The sequence below is a fragment of the Janthinobacterium sp. P210006 genome, from assembly GCF_036231885.1.
GTDB lineage: Bacteria > Pseudomonadota > Gammaproteobacteria > Burkholderiales > Burkholderiaceae_D > Janthinobacterium > Janthinobacterium violaceinigrum.
This window is the reverse complement of record NZ_JAZARD010000004.1, coordinates 440,599-456,718: the sequence shown is the minus strand read 5'-3', so window position 1 is coordinate 456,718 and position 16,120 is coordinate 440,599. Positions and strand designations below refer to the sequence as shown.

General features: G+C 66.8%; 18 protein-coding genes and 1 tRNA gene. 15 read left to right on the top strand and 4 right to left on the bottom strand.

Annotated elements, in window-relative coordinates:
• Window positions 1-259 precede the first annotated feature (259 nt).
• The 14 genes from VPH41_RS21825 to VPH41_RS21760 all read left to right on the top strand — a co-directional run bounded on the left by VPH41_RS21825 (window position 260) and on the right by VPH41_RS21760 (window position 13,454).
• Window positions 260-442, top strand: coding sequence for a Flp family type IVb pilin (locus tag VPH41_RS21825; RefSeq protein ID WP_034752975.1), 183 nt, complete (start codon window positions 260-262; stop codon window positions 440-442).
• Between the two features lie 54 nt (window positions 443-496).
• On the top strand, window positions 497-1,030 hold the full coding sequence (locus VPH41_RS21820) for an A24 family peptidase (RefSeq protein WP_328571469.1): 534 nt from the start codon (window positions 497-499) through the stop codon (window positions 1,028-1,030).
• A 93-nt stretch (window positions 1,031-1,123) separates the two neighbouring features.
• The gene (locus tag VPH41_RS21815) at window positions 1,124-2,497 is read left to right on the top strand and encodes an ATP-binding protein (protein ID WP_328571468.1); all 1,374 of its coding nucleotides are present in this window, start codon (window positions 1,124-1,126) and stop codon (window positions 2,495-2,497) included.
• Complete coding sequence (cpaB, locus tag VPH41_RS21810; protein ID WP_328571467.1) at window positions 2,494-3,351, top strand: Flp pilus assembly protein CpaB; 858 nt, start codon at window positions 2,494-2,496, stop codon at window positions 3,349-3,351. Before VPH41_RS21815 ends, cpaB begins: the two co-directional genes overlap by 4 nt.
• A gap of 27 nt (window positions 3,352-3,378) precedes the next feature.
• Window positions 3,379-4,821, top strand: coding sequence for a type II and III secretion system protein family protein (locus VPH41_RS21805; RefSeq protein WP_328571466.1), 1,443 nt, complete (start codon window positions 3,379-3,381; stop codon window positions 4,819-4,821).
• A gap of 16 nt (window positions 4,822-4,837) precedes the next feature.
• Entirely contained in the window at window positions 4,838-5,143 is a 306-nt protein-coding gene (locus VPH41_RS21800; RefSeq protein WP_328571465.1) for a hypothetical protein, read from the top strand.
• Complete coding sequence (locus tag VPH41_RS21795; RefSeq protein ID WP_328571464.1) at window positions 5,133-6,563, top strand: pilus assembly protein TadG-related protein; 1,431 nt, start codon at window positions 5,133-5,135, stop codon at window positions 6,561-6,563. Before VPH41_RS21800 ends, VPH41_RS21795 begins: the two co-directional genes overlap by 11 nt.
• Window positions 6,560-7,042: a TadE/TadG family type IV pilus assembly protein gene (locus VPH41_RS21790; RefSeq protein ID WP_287776128.1), complete on the top strand. Its 483-nt coding sequence runs from the start codon at window positions 6,560-6,562 to the stop codon at window positions 7,040-7,042. Before VPH41_RS21795 ends, VPH41_RS21790 begins: the two co-directional genes overlap by 4 nt.
• Window positions 7,032-7,637 (top strand): TadE/TadG family type IV pilus assembly protein, encoded by a 606-nt coding sequence (locus VPH41_RS21785; RefSeq protein ID WP_328571463.1) that lies wholly within the window; start codon window positions 7,032-7,034, stop codon window positions 7,635-7,637. The genes VPH41_RS21790 and VPH41_RS21785 overlap by 11 nt, the downstream gene beginning before the upstream one ends.
• A 52-nt stretch (window positions 7,638-7,689) precedes the next feature.
• Complete coding sequence (locus tag VPH41_RS21780; RefSeq protein ID WP_328571462.1) at window positions 7,690-8,859, top strand: AAA family ATPase; 1,170 nt, start codon at window positions 7,690-7,692, stop codon at window positions 8,857-8,859.
• Between the two features lie 57 nt (window positions 8,860-8,916).
• Window positions 8,917-10,263 carry a CpaF family protein gene (locus VPH41_RS21775; RefSeq protein WP_152255490.1) on the top strand — a complete coding sequence of 449 codons (1,347 nt, stop codon included), beginning with the start codon at window positions 8,917-8,919 and terminating at the stop codon, window positions 10,261-10,263.
• Window positions 10,264-10,344: 81 nt separating this feature from the next.
• On the top strand, window positions 10,345-11,322 hold the full coding sequence (locus VPH41_RS21770; protein WP_152281954.1) for a type II secretion system F family protein: 978 nt from the start codon (window positions 10,345-10,347) through the stop codon (window positions 11,320-11,322).
• Between the two features lie 117 nt (window positions 11,323-11,439).
• Complete coding sequence (locus VPH41_RS21765; RefSeq protein WP_152281955.1) at window positions 11,440-12,378, top strand: type II secretion system F family protein; 939 nt, start codon at window positions 11,440-11,442, stop codon at window positions 12,376-12,378.
• An 11-nt stretch (window positions 12,379-12,389) separates the two neighbouring features.
• Window positions 12,390-13,454, top strand: a complete 1,065-nt coding sequence (locus VPH41_RS21760; RefSeq protein WP_328571461.1) for a tetratricopeptide repeat protein — start codon at window positions 12,390-12,392, stop codon at window positions 13,452-13,454.
• Between the two features lie 62 nt (window positions 13,455-13,516).
• On the opposite strand, the gene VPH41_RS21755 is transcribed toward VPH41_RS21760, so the two are convergent.
• Both VPH41_RS21755 and VPH41_RS21750 read right to left on the bottom strand, forming a co-directional pair.
• On the bottom strand, window positions 13,517-14,503 hold the full coding sequence (locus VPH41_RS21755) for an EDSAP-1 family PEP-CTERM protein (RefSeq protein WP_152281957.1): 987 nt from the start codon (window positions 14,501-14,503) through the stop codon (window positions 13,517-13,519).
• Window positions 14,504-14,714: 211 nt separating this feature from the next.
• The gene (locus tag VPH41_RS21750) at window positions 14,715-15,089 is read right to left on the bottom strand and encodes a hypothetical protein (RefSeq protein ID WP_152281958.1); all 375 of its coding nucleotides are present in this window, start codon (window positions 15,087-15,089) and stop codon (window positions 14,715-14,717) included.
• 162 nt (window positions 15,090-15,251) lie between these two features.
• Between VPH41_RS21750 and VPH41_RS21745 the strand changes: the two genes are divergently transcribed.
• Complete coding sequence (locus tag VPH41_RS21745) at window positions 15,252-15,560, top strand: hypothetical protein (RefSeq protein WP_328571460.1); 309 nt, start codon at window positions 15,252-15,254, stop codon at window positions 15,558-15,560.
• 64 nt (window positions 15,561-15,624) lie between these two features.
• Here VPH41_RS21745 and VPH41_RS21740 read toward each other — a convergent pair whose 3' ends face one another.
• Together VPH41_RS21740 and VPH41_RS21735 are read right to left on the bottom strand one after the other, a co-directional pair.
• Window positions 15,625-15,831: a dodecin gene (locus VPH41_RS21740; RefSeq protein ID WP_071325761.1), complete on the bottom strand. Its 207-nt coding sequence runs from the start codon at window positions 15,829-15,831 to the stop codon at window positions 15,625-15,627.
• A 192-nt stretch (window positions 15,832-16,023) separates the two neighbouring features.
• Window positions 16,024-16,099 (bottom strand) — tRNA-Thr (locus VPH41_RS21735).
• Between the last annotated feature and the right edge of the window lie 21 nt (window positions 16,100-16,120).

Genomic DNA, 16,120 nt, shown 5'->3' with positions numbered 1-16,120 from the left:
AGGCACCGCGTTGCAAAAAACTTGCCCTGACGAAGACTTTCAATCCTGATCGCAACATTTGTTTGCGCCAGCCGTCATTTCAACAAGGTTTGATAATTTCCATGTGGAAACTTGTGGCGCGTCAATTTGCCAAAACGTGGGCGCTTTATAGTCAATGCAATGGCACAGAAATTTACGGCAGGAAACATATTAGCAGGAATGGGCAATGTTTCACACCCGATTGCGCCAGGGACTTGTGATTCACTTTTGGGAGCTTGTCATGCATACCTTCCTGTCGGCAGTACAGCAGTTTGTCAAGGATGAGGATGGCATTACGGCAATCGAATACGGCTTGATTGCGGCATTGATGGCTACCGCCATCACGGCCGGTTTCTTGCTGATCAAGACCAACTTGCTGGCCGTCCTCACCGACATTTCGTCGAACCTGGTGTTGACGCCCTAAGCGGGTGCCCGCCGCTGGCCGGCCAGCGGCGGGTTTTTTTTCGGGAGGTGTGCCATGCCAGCGTATGCCTTGTGCGACCTGCTGTTGTTGTGCTTTGTGACGGGGGCCGCCGTCAGTGATTTGATCCGCCGCAAGATTCCAAATGGTTTGGTGTTGTCCGGCATCCTCGCCGCCCTCGTCCTGCATCTGTGGCTGTGGCCGCACAACGTGCTGCCGGTATGGCTGGGCGGCATGGCGACGGGCTTCTTCCTGTTCCTGCCTCTATACGTGCTGCGCGGCATGGCCGCCGGCGACGTCAAGCTGATCGCCATGGCGGGCGCGTTTGCGGGACCGTGGCCCGTGCTGCTGATCTGTTTTGCCACCTTCGTGCTGGGCGGCCTGATGGCCGTGCTGATGATCACCTGGCAGGGCAAGTGGCGCGCCTGCCTGGGCAATCTGCGCCAGCTGCTGTGGCCGATGATCGCGCGCATGGCCGGCATTCCCCTGGCGCCCGCCGAACTGGGCAGCCAGGCCAGCGTGGGCAACATGCCGTACGGACTGGCCATTGCCCTGGGCTGCCTGGCGGTGCAAGGGCGGCACTATTTCTGATTGGTATTCATTGCTCTTGATCAATGGGCGCCAATCCCCGCTCGCTAGAATGAATTCTGTTCAATGCAGTCTTAACCGGCTTGGAGACGCAGCATGACGGAGGTCGATTATTCCCTGAGCACCGAGAGCGCGCCGCGCCCCGCCGACGCGAACCTGATGCCGCCCTTGCCGCCGCAACCGAAGAGCTTGCGTGAAACGGGGCTGGAGCGGCCACTGGTGGTCGAACTGATCGCCAAGCTGATGTTTGTGGGGGGCAAGACGCACCTGTCCGCACTGACGACGCGCTTGCGCCTGTCGATCAATGTCTTGCGTGAAGTGCTCGATTTCATGGTGGCCGAGCAGATGGCCGAAGTGGCCTGGCGCGGCGAATCCGAGATCGACGTGCAGTACCAGCTGACGAGCGCGGGCAAGCAGCGCGCCGGCGCCTTCCTCGAACGCTGCGCGTATATCGGCGCCGCGCCCGTCACCCTGGAAGCGTACCGCGCCATGGTGGCGCGCCAGTCGTGGCAGGTGCAGGAACAGCGCGTGGGCAGCGACGACCTGGCCGCCGTGCTGGGCAGCGCCCATGCGGGGCCGGGCATGCTCGACGTGGTGGGCGCGGCCCTGCATTCGGGGCGCTCGCTGCTGCTGTACGGTCCGCCCGGCAGCGGCAAGTCAACCCTGGCGCTGCAACTGGGACAATTGCTGCACGGATTGGTTGCCGTGCCGTACGCCATCGTGGTCGGCCACGACATCATCCAATTGTACGATCCGGCGCAGCATCTGCCGCCCGCGCCCCAGCACGTCAGCCATGCGCGCCAGGCGCTGGAGCGGCGCAGCACGGACATCCGCTGGGTGCTGTGCCAGCGTCCCGTGATCCATGTGGGCGCCGAGCTCGACGCCGGCATGCTGGAGCTGCGCCATGACGCCAGCGGCGGCTGCTACCAGGCGCCGCCCCATGTGCGGGCGAACAACGGCATGCTGATCATCGACGACCTGGGGCGCCAGCGCCTGGGCGCGCAAGACCTGCTGACGCGGCTGATGCAGCCGCTGGCGCGCGGCAGCGACCAGCTGGGCCTGCCCGGCGGCGTACAGGTCAGCGTGCCGTTCGACAACGCCCTCGTGCTGGTCACGAATGTGTCGCCGGGCGAGCTGTTCGATCCTGCCTTGCTGCGCCGTATCGGCTACAAGGTGCAGGTGGGGCCGCTGGCCGAGAACGCGTACCGCGCCCTGTTCCGCCAGCAATGCCGCCTGGCCGGCATGGCCATCGACGAGCCGGCCCTGAACCATCTGCTGCAGATGCATGGTGCGCAGGGGCGGCCCTTGCTGGCCAGCTATCCGCAGGAATTGCTGGCGCGCATAGGCGACTTTGCCGGCTTTGCCGGTAGCGAAGCGCGCCTGACGGTGGCCGCCCTGGAGCAGGCTTGGGGCAGCCTGTTTGCCAGCTGCGACATGCCGGCTGCCAGCCTGAGCGAGCGTATCGCATGAAGAACCGGCGCGCCCTGCTGATGATGGGCCTGGCGGTCTTGCTGGGCCTGCTGGCCGTGCTGCTGGCCTCGCACTGGCTGCTGCGTCAGACGCCGGCCGGCAAGGGCAAGATCGTCGTGGCCGCCAGCGACGTCAACCTGGGTCAGCGCCTGACGCCCGAGATGCTGCGCCTGGCCGAATGGCCGGCGGAAAGCCTGCCGCAGGGCGCGCTGCAAGATCCGGCCAAACTGGCGGGACGGGTGCTGAAAACCAGCGTGCTGCGCGGCGAACCGCTGAGCGAAGCCAAGCTGGCGCCCGCCGGCACCCTGGGCGGCCTGTCGGCCCTGATCACGGAAGGGCGGCGCGCCATCACCGTGCGCGTCAACGATGTGATCGGCGTGGCCGGCTTCGCCTTGCCGGGCAACTATGTCGACATCATCGTGAGCACGCAGCAGGATGCGGGCGACCGCGCGTTTCCCCAAAGCCGCAACATTTCCAAGATCGTCCTCGAACGCATCCTGGTGCTGGCCGTGGCGCAGGAAGTGGGACGCGACGAGACCAAGCCCCGCGTGGTCAATGCCGTGACCCTGGAAGTGACGCCGGAACAGGCGGAAAACCTGGACCTGGCGCGCAGCGTGGGCAGCCTGTCGCTGGTGCTGCGCAACCAGGTCGACCCGCAGCCGGGCGTGACGGCGGGCGCCACCAAGCTGACCCTGCTGGGCGGACCGCACGACGCCGAGCCCGCGCCAGCCCCTGCGGCGCCCGTGCCTGCCGCCGTACCGCGCCCCGTGCGCGTGGCGAAGGCGCCGCTGGAAGCGCTGCGCCAGTGCAGCGGCGTCATCGACGGGACGCGCCAGTCGCGCGAATGTTTTTAGCTGCCTCGACCAACCATGGACACGCTCATGAACCGCGCCCTGCTGACACTGTGCTGCCTGCTGTTGCCGCTTGCCGGCGCGGCCGCCGATCCTGGCCCGCGCTGCGGCGGCGAAGCGGCTTCGCCCGGCAACTTGCAGCTGCAGGTGGGCAAGTCGAGCATGCTGCGCCTGCCCGAGGCCGTGCTGGCCCGCAGCGTGGGCAATCCGGCCGTGCTGCAAGCCATGCTGGTGGCGCCCGACACTTTGTATGTGGTGGGCGTCGACGTGGGCAGCACGAACATGATCATCCAGGGACGCAGCGGCACGTGCAGCGTGGTGAACGTCAGCGTCAGCATGGACCCGGCCGGCTTGCAGGCCACCCTGGCGGCCCTGATGCCGGAAGAAAAAGCCATCCGCGTGACGGCCGTGGCCGATACCCTGGTGCTGTCGGGCACGGTGCAGGATGCGGGCGCCGTGCTGCGCGCCGTCGAGCTGGCGCACGCCTATGTGCGCCGCGCAACGCCGCCGCTGGCGCTGCCCAAGCCCGCCGATGGCGCTGCCGTGCCGGCGGCGGCCGCGGCGCCCGCTGGCGGCGCGGGTAGCGCAAACAGCGCGAACAGCCGCATCATCAATATGCTCGACGTCAGCGCACCGCAGCAAGTGATGCTGGCCGTGCAGATCGCCGAAGTGTCGAAGTCGCTGCTGGAGCGCCTGGAAGTGGGCGCCACCCTGCGCTTCGCGTCCGGCAGCTGGGCCACCACCTTGCTGTCGAATTTCCTCAGCGGCACGGCCAACGGCTTGCTCGACGTGCGCAAGTCGAATGGCCAGCAGCTGACCATCGAGGCGCAGAAGCAGGATGGCCTGGTGCGCATCCTGGCCGAGCCGACGGTGATGGCGATCAGCGGACAGGAGGGCAGTTTTCTGGCCGGCGGCAAGATTTTCATCCCCGTCGGCCAGGACAACAACAAGATCACCCTGGAAGAGCGCGAGTACGGCGTCGGCCTGCGCTTTACCCCCACCGTGCTGTCGGGCGGGCGCATCAACCTGAAGGTGGCGCCGGAAGTGTCGGAACTGTCGCGCGAGGGGGTGGGCATTTCCGCCGCCGGCGTCAGCGCCCGTTCGATCCTGCCCGTGATCACCACGCGGCGCGCCTCGACCACGGTGCAGCTGTACGACGGCCAAAGCTACGCCATCGGCGGCTTGATCAAGAACAACCAGGTGAGCAACATCACGGGCGTACCCTGGCTCAGTGAAGTGCCCATCCTCGGCGCGCTGTTTCGCAGCACGGATTTCCAGCATGACCGCACGGAATTGCTGTTCGTCATTACCGCGCACCTGGTGAAACCGTTGCCGGCCGACGCCGTGCTGCCGACGGCGCAGCTGGCGCCCCCGTCGCGCACGGAGTTGATGTTGGGCGGCAAGATGGAAGGCAGGCCGGCGCCGCCGTCCGTGCCGCCGCCGCGCGCGGCCAACGGTTTCGAGCTGAAATGAAACGGGGAGATACGCCATGCCGAATTCGCTCCTGATATGGCTGCGTCGCCTGGCGGCGCCGATGCTGGCGCTGCAGCTGGCCGCCTGCGCGCACGGCAGCAGCACGCCGCATCTGGATGGGCGCTTCGGCGATGCCGTGCGCGTGGCCATGGCGCAGCAGGTGCGCGATCCGGCCGGCGCCGCCAATCGCACCCCGGCCGATGGCCTCGACGGCCCCAGCGCGCACGCTGTCATGCAGCGCTACCGCGCCTCGTTTGCCGAACCGAACGGCCAGGCGCCCCAGCCCGTGCAATTCATGCTGGGAGGCGGCAATGGCAAATAGACGCCGGCGCCAGCGGGGGGCGATGCTGATCGCCTTTTCCATCCTGCTCATCGTGGTGCTGGGCTTTATCGGCCTGGCGCTGGACGTGGGGCAGGTCATCGGCCGCAAGACGGAACTGCAGAACCTGGCCGACAACGCGGCGCTGGCGGCGGCCGCGGAGCTGGTGGGCACGCCCGACGGCCTGGCGGCGGCCGTGGCGAAAGCCAAGAGCAGTGCGGCCGACCGCAGCGTATGGCGGCGCCGCATGGAGGGCGCCATCCTGTCGGACGCCAGCATCCGCTTCGCCAGCGCGCCCGACGCGCCCGCCGGCGACTGGCATGCGGCGGGCGCCGTGCCCGATCCTGCCACGGCGCTGTTCGTGCGCGTCGATACGCAAGCCAACGATCCGGCGCTGGGGCGGGTGGCGACGGCGTTCCTGGGCGCCTGGTCGCCGGCGCTGCGCACTCTGGACACGGGCGCGCGCGCCGTGGCGGGACGGACCAGCCTGCACCTGACGCCGCTGGCCATCTGCGCGCTGTCGGCCAGTGCAGCCAGTCCGCGCACGAATGCGGCGCTGCTGCCGGCCGTCGAGCTGCTGGAATATGGCTTCCGGCGCGGCGTGGCCTATAACCTGTTGAAGCTCAATCCGCACGGCCCGGCAGCCGAGCATTTCGTGCTCAATCCCCTGGGCCGGCCCGGCATGCTGGGCTCGCCGCTGCAGGTCGGCGAATCGAGCGTGCTGCCGTTTGTCTGCAGCGGCACGGTGCAGTACCCGCACATCGGCAACGCCCAGGTGCATGTGCACCGGCCTTTTCCCGCCGCGCTGTGGACCGCGTTCAATGCGCGCTTCAACCAGCATGGGGGCAGCGGCTGCCATCCCGTCACGGCGCCGCCCGACACGAACATCCGCGCGTATCCGAATGCGGCGGCGAACTGGTGGATGACGAATACGCCCGATGCGCCCAGCGCGCTGAGTACCGGCAACCCGCTGCTGTCCGTGGCCGATCCGGAAGCGAACGCGACACCGCCCGGCGTCGGCAGCTATGGGCCGCTGTGGTCGTTTTCCCGCGCGGCCAGGTACAGCAATCCGAGGCCGGCCGGCGGCTACCTGCCGTTTGCCACCAGCGACTGGACCAAGTTGTATCCCGCTGCGCCGGCCGCGCCCGCCGCCAAGTCCAGCTATCCCACCGACAAGTCGCCCTACCTGACGCTGGCCTACCAGACGGCGCCGACGGGCAACACGGGCGTGGCGCAGCGGCGCCTGCTGCACATTGCGCTGCTGGCCTGCCCCTTGCCGGCCGGTAGCGACGTGCTGGCCCGGGTGCGCGGCATCGGCCGCTTCTTCATGACGGCGCCTGCCAGCAATGGCGTGCTGAGCGCCGAATTCGCGGGCCTGGCCAGCGAGGGATCGCTGGCCGGCCCGGCGGAGCTGCTGCGATGAAGCCGCCCCGCCGCGCGCCGCGCCGCCAGGGCGGTGTCGCCGCCATCGAGCTGGCGCTGATCCTGCTGTTCTTCATGGGACTGCTGCCCTTCGTGCTGCTGTTCGGCCGCGCGCTGCTGGTGTACACGGCCCTGCAAAAAAGCGCGCATGACGCGGCGCGCTACATGGCGACCATGCCGCTGCCGCAGATGGGCAGCATCGCCACGGCCACCGAGGGCGCCGTGTTTTCCCGGCAGATGGTGGTCGATGCGATGGCGGAAAGCTGGCCGCAAATGGAGGCCGCCCGGGTCAGCGTGGATTGCGTGTATGTCGACGAGTCCTTCAGCTGCGGCAGCTATCCGACGGCGCCGCTGCAGGTGCGCATCAAGGTGACCGTGGACATGCCCGTGGATTTCCTGCCCGAGCTGACGCGCAAGTGGCTGCCGCAGCTGGAACCGATTCCGTTGCGTGCCAACGCGACATTGCGCTATGTCAATTAACCTGCGCCCCCGCCGGCAGCGCCAGGGCGGCGTCTTCGCTGTCGAGTTCGCCATGCTGGCGCTGCTGTTCTTCCTCTTCCTGTTTGCCATGCTGGAAGTGGCGCGCGCCGTGTACATGTGGAACCTGGTGCACGAGATCACCCGGCGCGCCGCGCGCGCCGCCGCCGTCACCGATTTCAGCAATGCCGGCGCCCTACAGGCCGTGCGCACGCAAGCGGTGCTGCGCACGGTACCGGGCACGCTGCCGCTGGGCGGCGGCATCAGCGATGCGTATGTGCGCATCGATTATCTGTCGCAGGCCGGCGGCGCCGTGCTGGCGGCCGTGCCCGTGACGGCGATGCCCGGGTGCCCGCAACGCAACCGCATCAATTGCCTGGACGATCCGCATGGCGCCAGCTGCATCCGCTTCGTGCGTGCGCGCCTGTGCGTGCCCAGCGAAGGCGCGCGCTGCGAGAGCGTGCCGTACCGGCCCATCCTGCCCCTGCTGGGCGTGATGTTTCCCTCCGGCGCAGGGGCCGTGCGTTTGCCCAACGGGGCCACGATGGCGGTGGCCGAGTCGCTGGGCTATCCGGACAATCCCGGTTTTTGTCCATGAGCGCCGATCCGCTGGCGCAGCCGAATGTCTTGCATAGAATGAAGGAGCGGTGATGAAAGCCTTGATGATTACCCGCGACGCCAGCCTGCACGATGAAATCGCGGCGCAGGGCGCGGCCCGCATGCCCGTGCTGCGCCTGCTGGAGCGGCGCAGCGGCTTGCGCGACGCCGTCGAGCGCATGCTGCCCGAGTTGCCCGAGCTGGTGATCGTCGACGCCAGCGGCATCGATGCGGAGGATGCCGACCTGTTCGAACGGCTGGCGCGCCAGTATCCGCTGGCCGTGCTGATGCTGCTCACACGCGGCCAGCAGCAGGATGTGCTGATCCGCGCCATGCGCGCCGGCATGCGCGAAGTGCTGCAGCTGCCGCTCGTGCACAAGGCTTTTCATGAAGCGATGGACAGGGTCGATATCCAGGCCGGCGTGACGCAGATGCGCGACGGCAAAGTGCTTGCCTTCATCTCGTGCAAGGGCGGCAGCGGCGCCACCTTTCTGTCGACGAATTTTTCGTATGCGCTGGCCAGCCTGGCCGGTTGCAAGGTGCTGCTGATCGACCTGCACGGCCAGTTCGGCGACGCCACCCTGTATGTCTCGGACCAGAAGCCGGCCATGACGCTGTCCGATATCTGCGCCCAGATCGCGCGCATGGATGGCGCCTTCCTCGCCTCGTGTCTGGTGCACATCACGCCGAATTTCGGTGTGCTGGCGGCTGCCGACGATCCTGCGCACAAGGTCGACATGCAGCCCGAGCACATGGACCGCATCCTGGCCGTGGCGCGCCAGCACTACGACTACATCGTGCTCGACGTGGGGCGCCAGATCGATGCGCTGTCGCTGCGCGCGCTCGACAACGCCGACGCCATCTACCCGGTGCTGCAGCTGGCCCTGCCCGACATCCGCGACGGGCGCCGCCTGCTCGACATCTTCCGTTCGCTCGGCTATCCGGGCGAGCGCCTGCGCCTGATCGTCAACCGCTATGAAAAGGGCGGGCGGCTGCGCCTGGCGGACCTGGAGCAGGCGCTGGGCGCGGAAGTGGTGCACACGGTGCCCAACGATTACACGGCCGCCACCGATTCCGTCAACCAGGGCATCCCGCTGCTGCAGCTGTCGCGCACCAGCGCCGTGGCGCGCAGCCTGGCCGAGCTGGTGGAACTGGTGACGGCGCGCCGCGTGACGGAAAGCCGCGGCCTGTTCGACCGCCTGTTCAGCCGCAGCGAGGCGTGACGGGGCGGCAGGTGGAGTACGACAAGGCTCCCGCCGGGGGCCATCATGGGAGCCGAGATGACTTTACGCGAACGCCTGGCGGCAAATGAAACGGTGCGCCCCGCCAGCAATGGACAAGGTGCGCTGGCGCTGCATGCCTACCAGGAACTGAAAAAAACCATGCACCAGACGATACTCGACCGTATCGACCTGGAGCGCTTGAAGCGCCTGACGGCGGAGCAGTTCAAGCACGAGCTGGCGCTGCTGGTGCAGCGCGTGATCGAGGAAGAGCGCATCGTGCTGAACCAGCACGAGCGGCATAGCCTGGTGCTCGACATCCAGCACGAGATGCTGGGCTTTGGCCCGTTGGAGCCCTTGCTGGCCGACGCCAGCGTGTCCGATATCCTCGTCAATACCTGCGACAAGGTGTACGTGGAGCGGGGCGGAAGGCTGCAGCTGACGGACGTGACTTTCCACGACAATGCGCACCTGATGAAGATCATCGAAAAGATCGTTTCGCGCGTGGGACGGCGCGTCGACGAATCGAGCCCGATGGTCGACGCGCGCCTGCCGGACGGCTCGCGCGTGAATGCCATCATTCCGCCGCTGGCCGTCGACGGTCCCATCCTGTCGATCCGGCGCTTTGCCGTGCAGCCTTTGAGCATCGCCAATCTGCTCGACTACAAAAGCCTGACGCCGCCCATGGTGCAGGTGCTGCAGGCGCTGGGCCAGGCCAAGGTCAACATCCTGATCTCGGGCGGCACGGGCAGTGGCAAGACGACCCTGCTCAACGTGCTGTCCGGCTTCATTCCCGGCAGCGAGCGCATCGTCACTATCGAGGATGCGGCGGAACTGGCGCTGCGCCAGCCGCATGTGGTGCGCCTGGAAACGCGTCCGCCGAATATCGAGGGCAAGGGCGAAGTGAGCCAGCGCGCGCTGGTGCGCAATGCGCTGCGCATGCGGCCCGACCGCATCATCCTGGGCGAGGTGCGCGGCGCCGAGGCGCTCGACATGCTGCAGGCGATGAACACGGGCCATGAAGGGTCGCTGGCAACCATCCACTCGAACACGGCGCGCGATGCGCTGGCGCGGCTGGAAAACATGGTCGGCATGGCCAGCGTGAACCTGACGCCGCGCGCCACGCGCCAGCAGATCTGTTCGGCCGTGACGGTGGTGATGCAGGTGTCGCGCCTGACGGATGGCGCGCGCAAGCTGGTCAGCTTGCAGGAAGTGACGGGCATGGAAGGCGACATCATCGCCATGCATGAAATCTTCCGCTTCGAGCAGACGGGCGTCGATGCGGGGGGCAAGGTGCAGGGCCACTTTTGCGCCACGGGCGTGCGGCCCCGCTTCACGGAGCGCCTGCGCATGTTCGGCGCGCCCGTGCCCGACAGCGTGTTCGACCCCGACCGCATCTACGAATGAAAAACCGACGGTGCGGCGCGCTTGGCGGCCACGCGTCACGCCCGCTCGCGACGGATGTATTCGCTGTGTAAGGAGCGCATCATGGACCTGGTGTTCTACGGCTTTGCCGTGCTGCTGTTCGCTGCCTGCATCCTGATGGTGGAGGGCGCCTGGCTGTGGTGGTCGGGCACGCACGGCAGCGCGGCGCGGCGCATCAACCGGCGCTTGCGCCTGATGGCGGCGCGCGGCGAGGCGGGCGGCGAACGGGTTTCCATCCTCAAGCAGCGCCGCTATGCGCGCTCGCCCGGCCTGGAGCGCTTGCTGCGGCGCGCGCCGCAGGCGGCAAAGCTCGACCACCTGTTGCTGCAGTCGGGCTTGTCCTGGTCGGTGGCGCAATTCCTGGGCGGCACGGGCGCCTTGCTGCTGGCGGCCTTGCTGCTGCTGGCGGCGTGGTCCATGCCCTTGCCCGGCGCCTTGCTGCTGTTGTCCACGGCCGCGAGCGGACCGTGCCTGTGCGTGCTGCGCGCGCGCGCCGCGCGGTTGAAAAAAATCGAGGCGCAACTGCCGGAAGCGGCCGATTTCCTGGCCCGCGCGCTGCGCGCCGGCCACTCGTTTTCCAACGTGCTGCAAATGGTGGGCGATGAACTCAATGAGCCGATCAGCGGTGAATTCAAGATGGCGCACGAAGAGATCAATTACGGCGTGCCGATGAACGAAGCGCTGCAAAACCTGGCCGCGCGCATTCCGCTGACGGATCTGCGCTACCTCGTCATCGCCGTGCTGGTGCAGCGCGAATCGGGGGGGAACCTGGCCGAAGTGCTGGTCAGCATCGCGCGCATCATCCGCGCCCGCTTGAAACTGCTGGGGCAGGTGCGCGTGCTGTCGGCCGAGGGGCGCATGTCGGCCTGGGTGCTGGGACTGATGCCGGTGGTGATGATCGGCGTCATGGCGCTGGTCAATCCGCAATACATCCGCCTGCTGTGGACGGACCCCAGCGGCATCAAACTGCTGTGGTACGCGGCCGGCATGGTGGCTTTGGGTGTCGTCTGGATGCGCAAGGTCATCCGCATCCGTATTTAGGGAATCGTCTGAAAAACCTCCATGGCGTTGTTGCGCCGCCTCGTCGTACTTTCGTACTGCCTTCGGCGACACGCCTGGCCCTGCATGTTTTGTCAGTCGATCCAAGGGAGAAACGCCATGACTGGCCCGCAACTGCTGTTCCTGTTGATCGTCTTTGCCGTGGTGGTGGCGCTGGCCCTGCTGGCGTGGCTGATCTTCTTTCCCGGCACCTTGCGCCAGCGCCTGTTCGGCGCCACGGCGCCGGTGGCCAGCGATGCGGTGGCCGACACGGGCTGGGTGGAGCGCGTGGCGCGCGTGGCGCAGCCGTTCAGCAAGCTGTCGCTGCCGGAAGAGGGCTGGGAGCGCTCGCCGCTGCGCACGCGCTTCATGAACGCGGGCTGGCGGCAAGCCAGCGCGCCGGCCCTGTACTTTGCGGCGAAAACCGTGCTGGCCCTGCTGTTTCCCACCGTGCTGGGGCTGTACGCGGCCAGCGCGATGGCGGCGCAGCTGCGCAGCGTGCTGCTGTTGCTGCTGTGCGTGAGCGCCACCGTCGGCTATTACCTGCCGAACCTGGTGCTGGCCAGCACGGCCAAGCGGCGCCAGCGCGACATCTTTGAAAACATCCCCGACGCGCTCGACCTGCTGACCGTGTGCGTGGAAGCGGGCCTGAGCCTGGAGCGGGCGCTGGTGAAGGTATCGGGCGAGATCCACATCAAAAGCGTGGTGCTGGCGCAGGAATTGCAGCTGGTGCTGATGGAAATGCGCGCCGGCTTTTCCAAGGAAAAGGCGCTGCGCAACCTGGCCCTGCGCAGCGGCGTGGAAGACGTCGATACCCTCGTCGCCATGTTGATCCAGTCGGAACGCTTCGGCACGAGCATGGGCGATTCGCTGCGCGTGCATTCGGAAAACCTGCGCAGCAAGCGCAGCCTGCTGGCCGAAGAGGCGGCGGCGAAGATCGCCCTGAAACTGCTGTTCCCTCTGATTTTTTGCGTCTTTCCCACCCTGATGCTGGTGCTCATGGGGCCGGCCGTGATCGAAGTCTATCGCGTGCTCGTGCCGGCCATGGCCAGCCGCTGAAAGGAGTCACCATGCGCTTGACGCTCTCCCGCCTGGCCACCGCCTGTGCCTGCCTTGGCCTGGCCGCCTGTACCGCGCCGCCAGCCCATGCGCCGCTGCCGCCGTTGCCGGATGCCGATGCCGCCTACGTGGCGGGGCGCCGGTATTTTGACGCGGGCGACCTGCCCGCCGCGCAGGCGGCCTATGAACAAGCCCTGCGCCATGCGCCGCGCCACGTGAACGCGCGCAACGGCCTGGCCGTGCTGCACGCGCAGCGGGGCGAGCACGACGCCGCTATTGCCCAGTGGCAGGCGCTGACGCAGGAAGCGGGCATGGCGCGGCCGCAGCAGGCCTATCTGTTCAGCAATCTCGGCCGTGCCTATTATCTGAAGGGGCGCGACGCGCAAGCATTGACGGCGCTGGAACAGGCATGTCTGCTCGACCCGCTCAATGCCTTGGCCTGGCTGCACCTGGCGCAAGTGCTGGAACGGCTGGGCCAGCATGAACGGGCCGCCGTCATGCGGCGCCAGGCGGCCAGCCTGCAGGAGCACGACTTGCGGCGCGACCTGGCCTTGCTGCGCGCCACGCCGCCCGAGGCGCCGCCTCAGCCAGCCGAGGCAGTGCCGGATGCGCCTGCCATGGCGCGCGTGGAGATCACGCAGGGCGATGGCACGGCCCAGCTGCGGCGCGTGCCGGCGGCGGTGCGCAGCTTGCCTGTCGCCGCGCGGCAACAGCCGGTGGCGGCCGCCGGCGCGCAGCCGCCGCGCCTGGAAATTGTGAATGGCAACGGCGTGCCTGGCCTGGCCGCCGCGGTGGCGCGCAGCCTGGCCGGCAATGCCGTGCAGGTGGTGCGCCTGGCCAATGAAAGCAGCTACCAGGTGGCGCGCACGCGCGTCGAATACCGGCCCGCGCAGGAGCAGGCGGCGCGCCGGCTGGCCCGCCAGCTGGGCGCCCAGGTGCAGACCCTGGCTGCCGACTGTCCTGCCAGCGAGCTGCGCCTGATACTGGGGCGCGACTTGAGCGACCCGGCCATGCTGCACCGTTACTATGTGCAGCAATTGCAGCTGGCGCGCCAGGCGCTGGCGCGGCTGGGGTAAAACGCCGCTGCTGAGGCAAAAAAACGGCGCCCATGAGGCGCCGCGCTTTTTCATGCCGTCGATTATTGCGGCCGGCGGCGGCGCGTCACAGCCAGGGCCGCCAGTCCCGTGCCCAGCAGGAACAAGGTGCCCGGCTCCGGTACGGCTAGCGGCGGATCGATGACGACGATGTCGGTGCGCGTGGACTTGGAAAAGTTCAGGGTGTAGCTGCCGGCGGGCAGGGCGAAATTCGAGGTCAGGGAAAACATCGCGAAGCCGTTCGTGAACGCGCGTCCGGTGGCGGGATCGTTGGTGCCGGCCGTCATGTTCAAGCTGAACGGGTCCAGGCTGCCTGCGCCATGGTTGCCGTTGATGTCGCTGCCATTGTTCGGGTCGCCATCGGGGGCGAACTGGAAGATCACGCCATCGGCATTCGCGTGCGACAGGCAGCCGACGGGGCTGGAACTGTTGCACGAGATATTGAAGATATCCATGATCGACACATTCGACTTGTCGCCCATGGTCGTCACGCTGGTGCGCAGGTCGCGCCGTCCCATGAAGCTGAAGGTGATGAAGCCGGCGCTCGACAGGGTCAGGTTGACGGAACCGGTCAGCGTGTCGCCGGCCGTGGCCGTGGCGGCGCCGATGGTGTTGCGCTGGGCTTCCGCCACGGCACTCACGCTGGCGCCGCCATTGAGCATGTTGCCGAAGGCGTGCGCATCGCCGCGCGCGAATTCCAGCGCGGTGGTGGGCGCGTAGTGGTTCTGCGGCAAGCCGTTGCAGCCGCCGCCGGAACACACTTGCAGCACGTCCGCGTTGGCGGCCGGGCCCGTATTGACGGCGCGGGGATTGACGGCCACGCCGCCTTCGAAAAAAGCGCTGTCGCTGGCATTGCGGTTGGCGCCGGCCAGCGACAGCGCGCCGGCGCTGGTGGTGATGCGGAAATTGTTCAACTCATTGACGGCCAGGCCGTACGCGCCGGCCTGCGCCTGGCCGCTGGCCAGCAGGCTGGCCGCCGCCAGTGCGCCCAGCCAGCCCAGGGTCTTGTTTCGTGTGTGATCGACGTTCATCGCAGCCTCTTATCGTGGTCAGTCTCGGAAAATCCGGGGGACAAAGAATCCAGAATGACTTGCCTGGATTCATCTCGTAGACACAGATAAGCAGCTTGCATGCCACACAAAAAAACCACATTGAATCAAACACTTGCGCAAAGCGAACTGAGCTGGATAGGGCGAAGTGTAAGAAAGGCCGACGCCGCTTGGCGGGCAGCGGCGGCCAGCCTCAGGTACCGCGGTGATAGCCCAGGTGCCCACCGGAATTGCGTGCGCAACCGCAACCGATGCGCGCCACTTCCTCGTCTTCCGTCAATTTCCAGTTGGTAATCGTCGTGTGATTCCAGTCGATGTCGCTTTTCTTGACAGGTTTCACCGTCAAGGTGCGCGCTTCCACATCCGTGTATTCCATCAGCTCTTCGTCGTCGGCGATGTCGAAATGGCGGTGGATCAGGGAAATGCCGAAACGGTCGAGTGCACCATAGCGTTGCAGCACGTCGCGCAATTCGCGAAAGCAGGCCAGATCGTCGGGCAGCAGTGGATTGACGGCGGAAATATCGGCTACGGGCTGCCATTGCATGGCGTGGATGTTCAGGCTGTGCATGATAGGCTCCTGCGCCCCATGATAATCGGCCCAGGCAGCCAGAGGGGCGCTGGCACGCCTGGCGAAATGTTCATGGTGGCTGCAACGCCGGTGCGGCGTTTGCGGCATATCAAAGGTGCGGCACATCGCCTCTCGCCCGATCATTGCCCGGTAAAATAGGCCATGGCAAACAAAACCCCCACCTTCCCCGGCGCGCGCACGGGCCGCGGCCAGGTCCTGGCCGTGCTGCTGTCGAACCGCGACCAGTCCGGCGCCGAACCGCTGCAAGGCCGCGTCTCGCTGGCCGCCATCGTCAAGGCCTTGAAACGCAAATACCACTGGCCGATTGAAACCCACAGCTTTCCCGCCAACACGCAGGATGGCCGCGCCAGCTGGGCGACTGTCTACAGCTTGTCGGACAAGGTCATTGACACCGCGCTGGACAACGGCGGCAGGGAGTGGCTGGAGGGCAGGTCTGCCGCCAGGCGATAGTGAGAGGGCAAGGTAGGGCAAGGCGCCGCAGCAGGCACGCCGGCGCCACCCATGCCGCATGGCTTTATTCGAGCCGGAAGCCGACCTTGAGCGTGACCTGGAAGTGCGCCACCTTGCCATCGACGATATGCCCGCGCGAATCGGTCACTTCATACCAGTCCATGTGCTTGACCGTCAGCGCCGCCTTGGCAATGGCATCGCGTATCGCCTGATCGCTGCTCTCCGTCGACGTGCCAACCAGCTCGATCAGCTTGTAAGTGTGTGCGGACATGATGTTCCCCCCAGGTAGGCAAGCCAGACATCGGGAGCCTGCTTTACGCAAGCACGTGCTCATCTTGCGCCTAAATGTGCCGGACGTCATGGCGCGGTGCAGCAATGCGCCACGGGAGTGGTTCGCAGAAGGGAGAAAAGAAAAAAGGGCTACCAGCCGAAGCGGGTAACCCTTTGATTTACTACTGAATTCTGGTGCCGACTGCCGGTTTCGAACTGGCCACCTGATGATTACAAATCAACTGCTCTACCAAATGAGCTAAGTCGGCAAAAACTGCGCGTTGCGAATT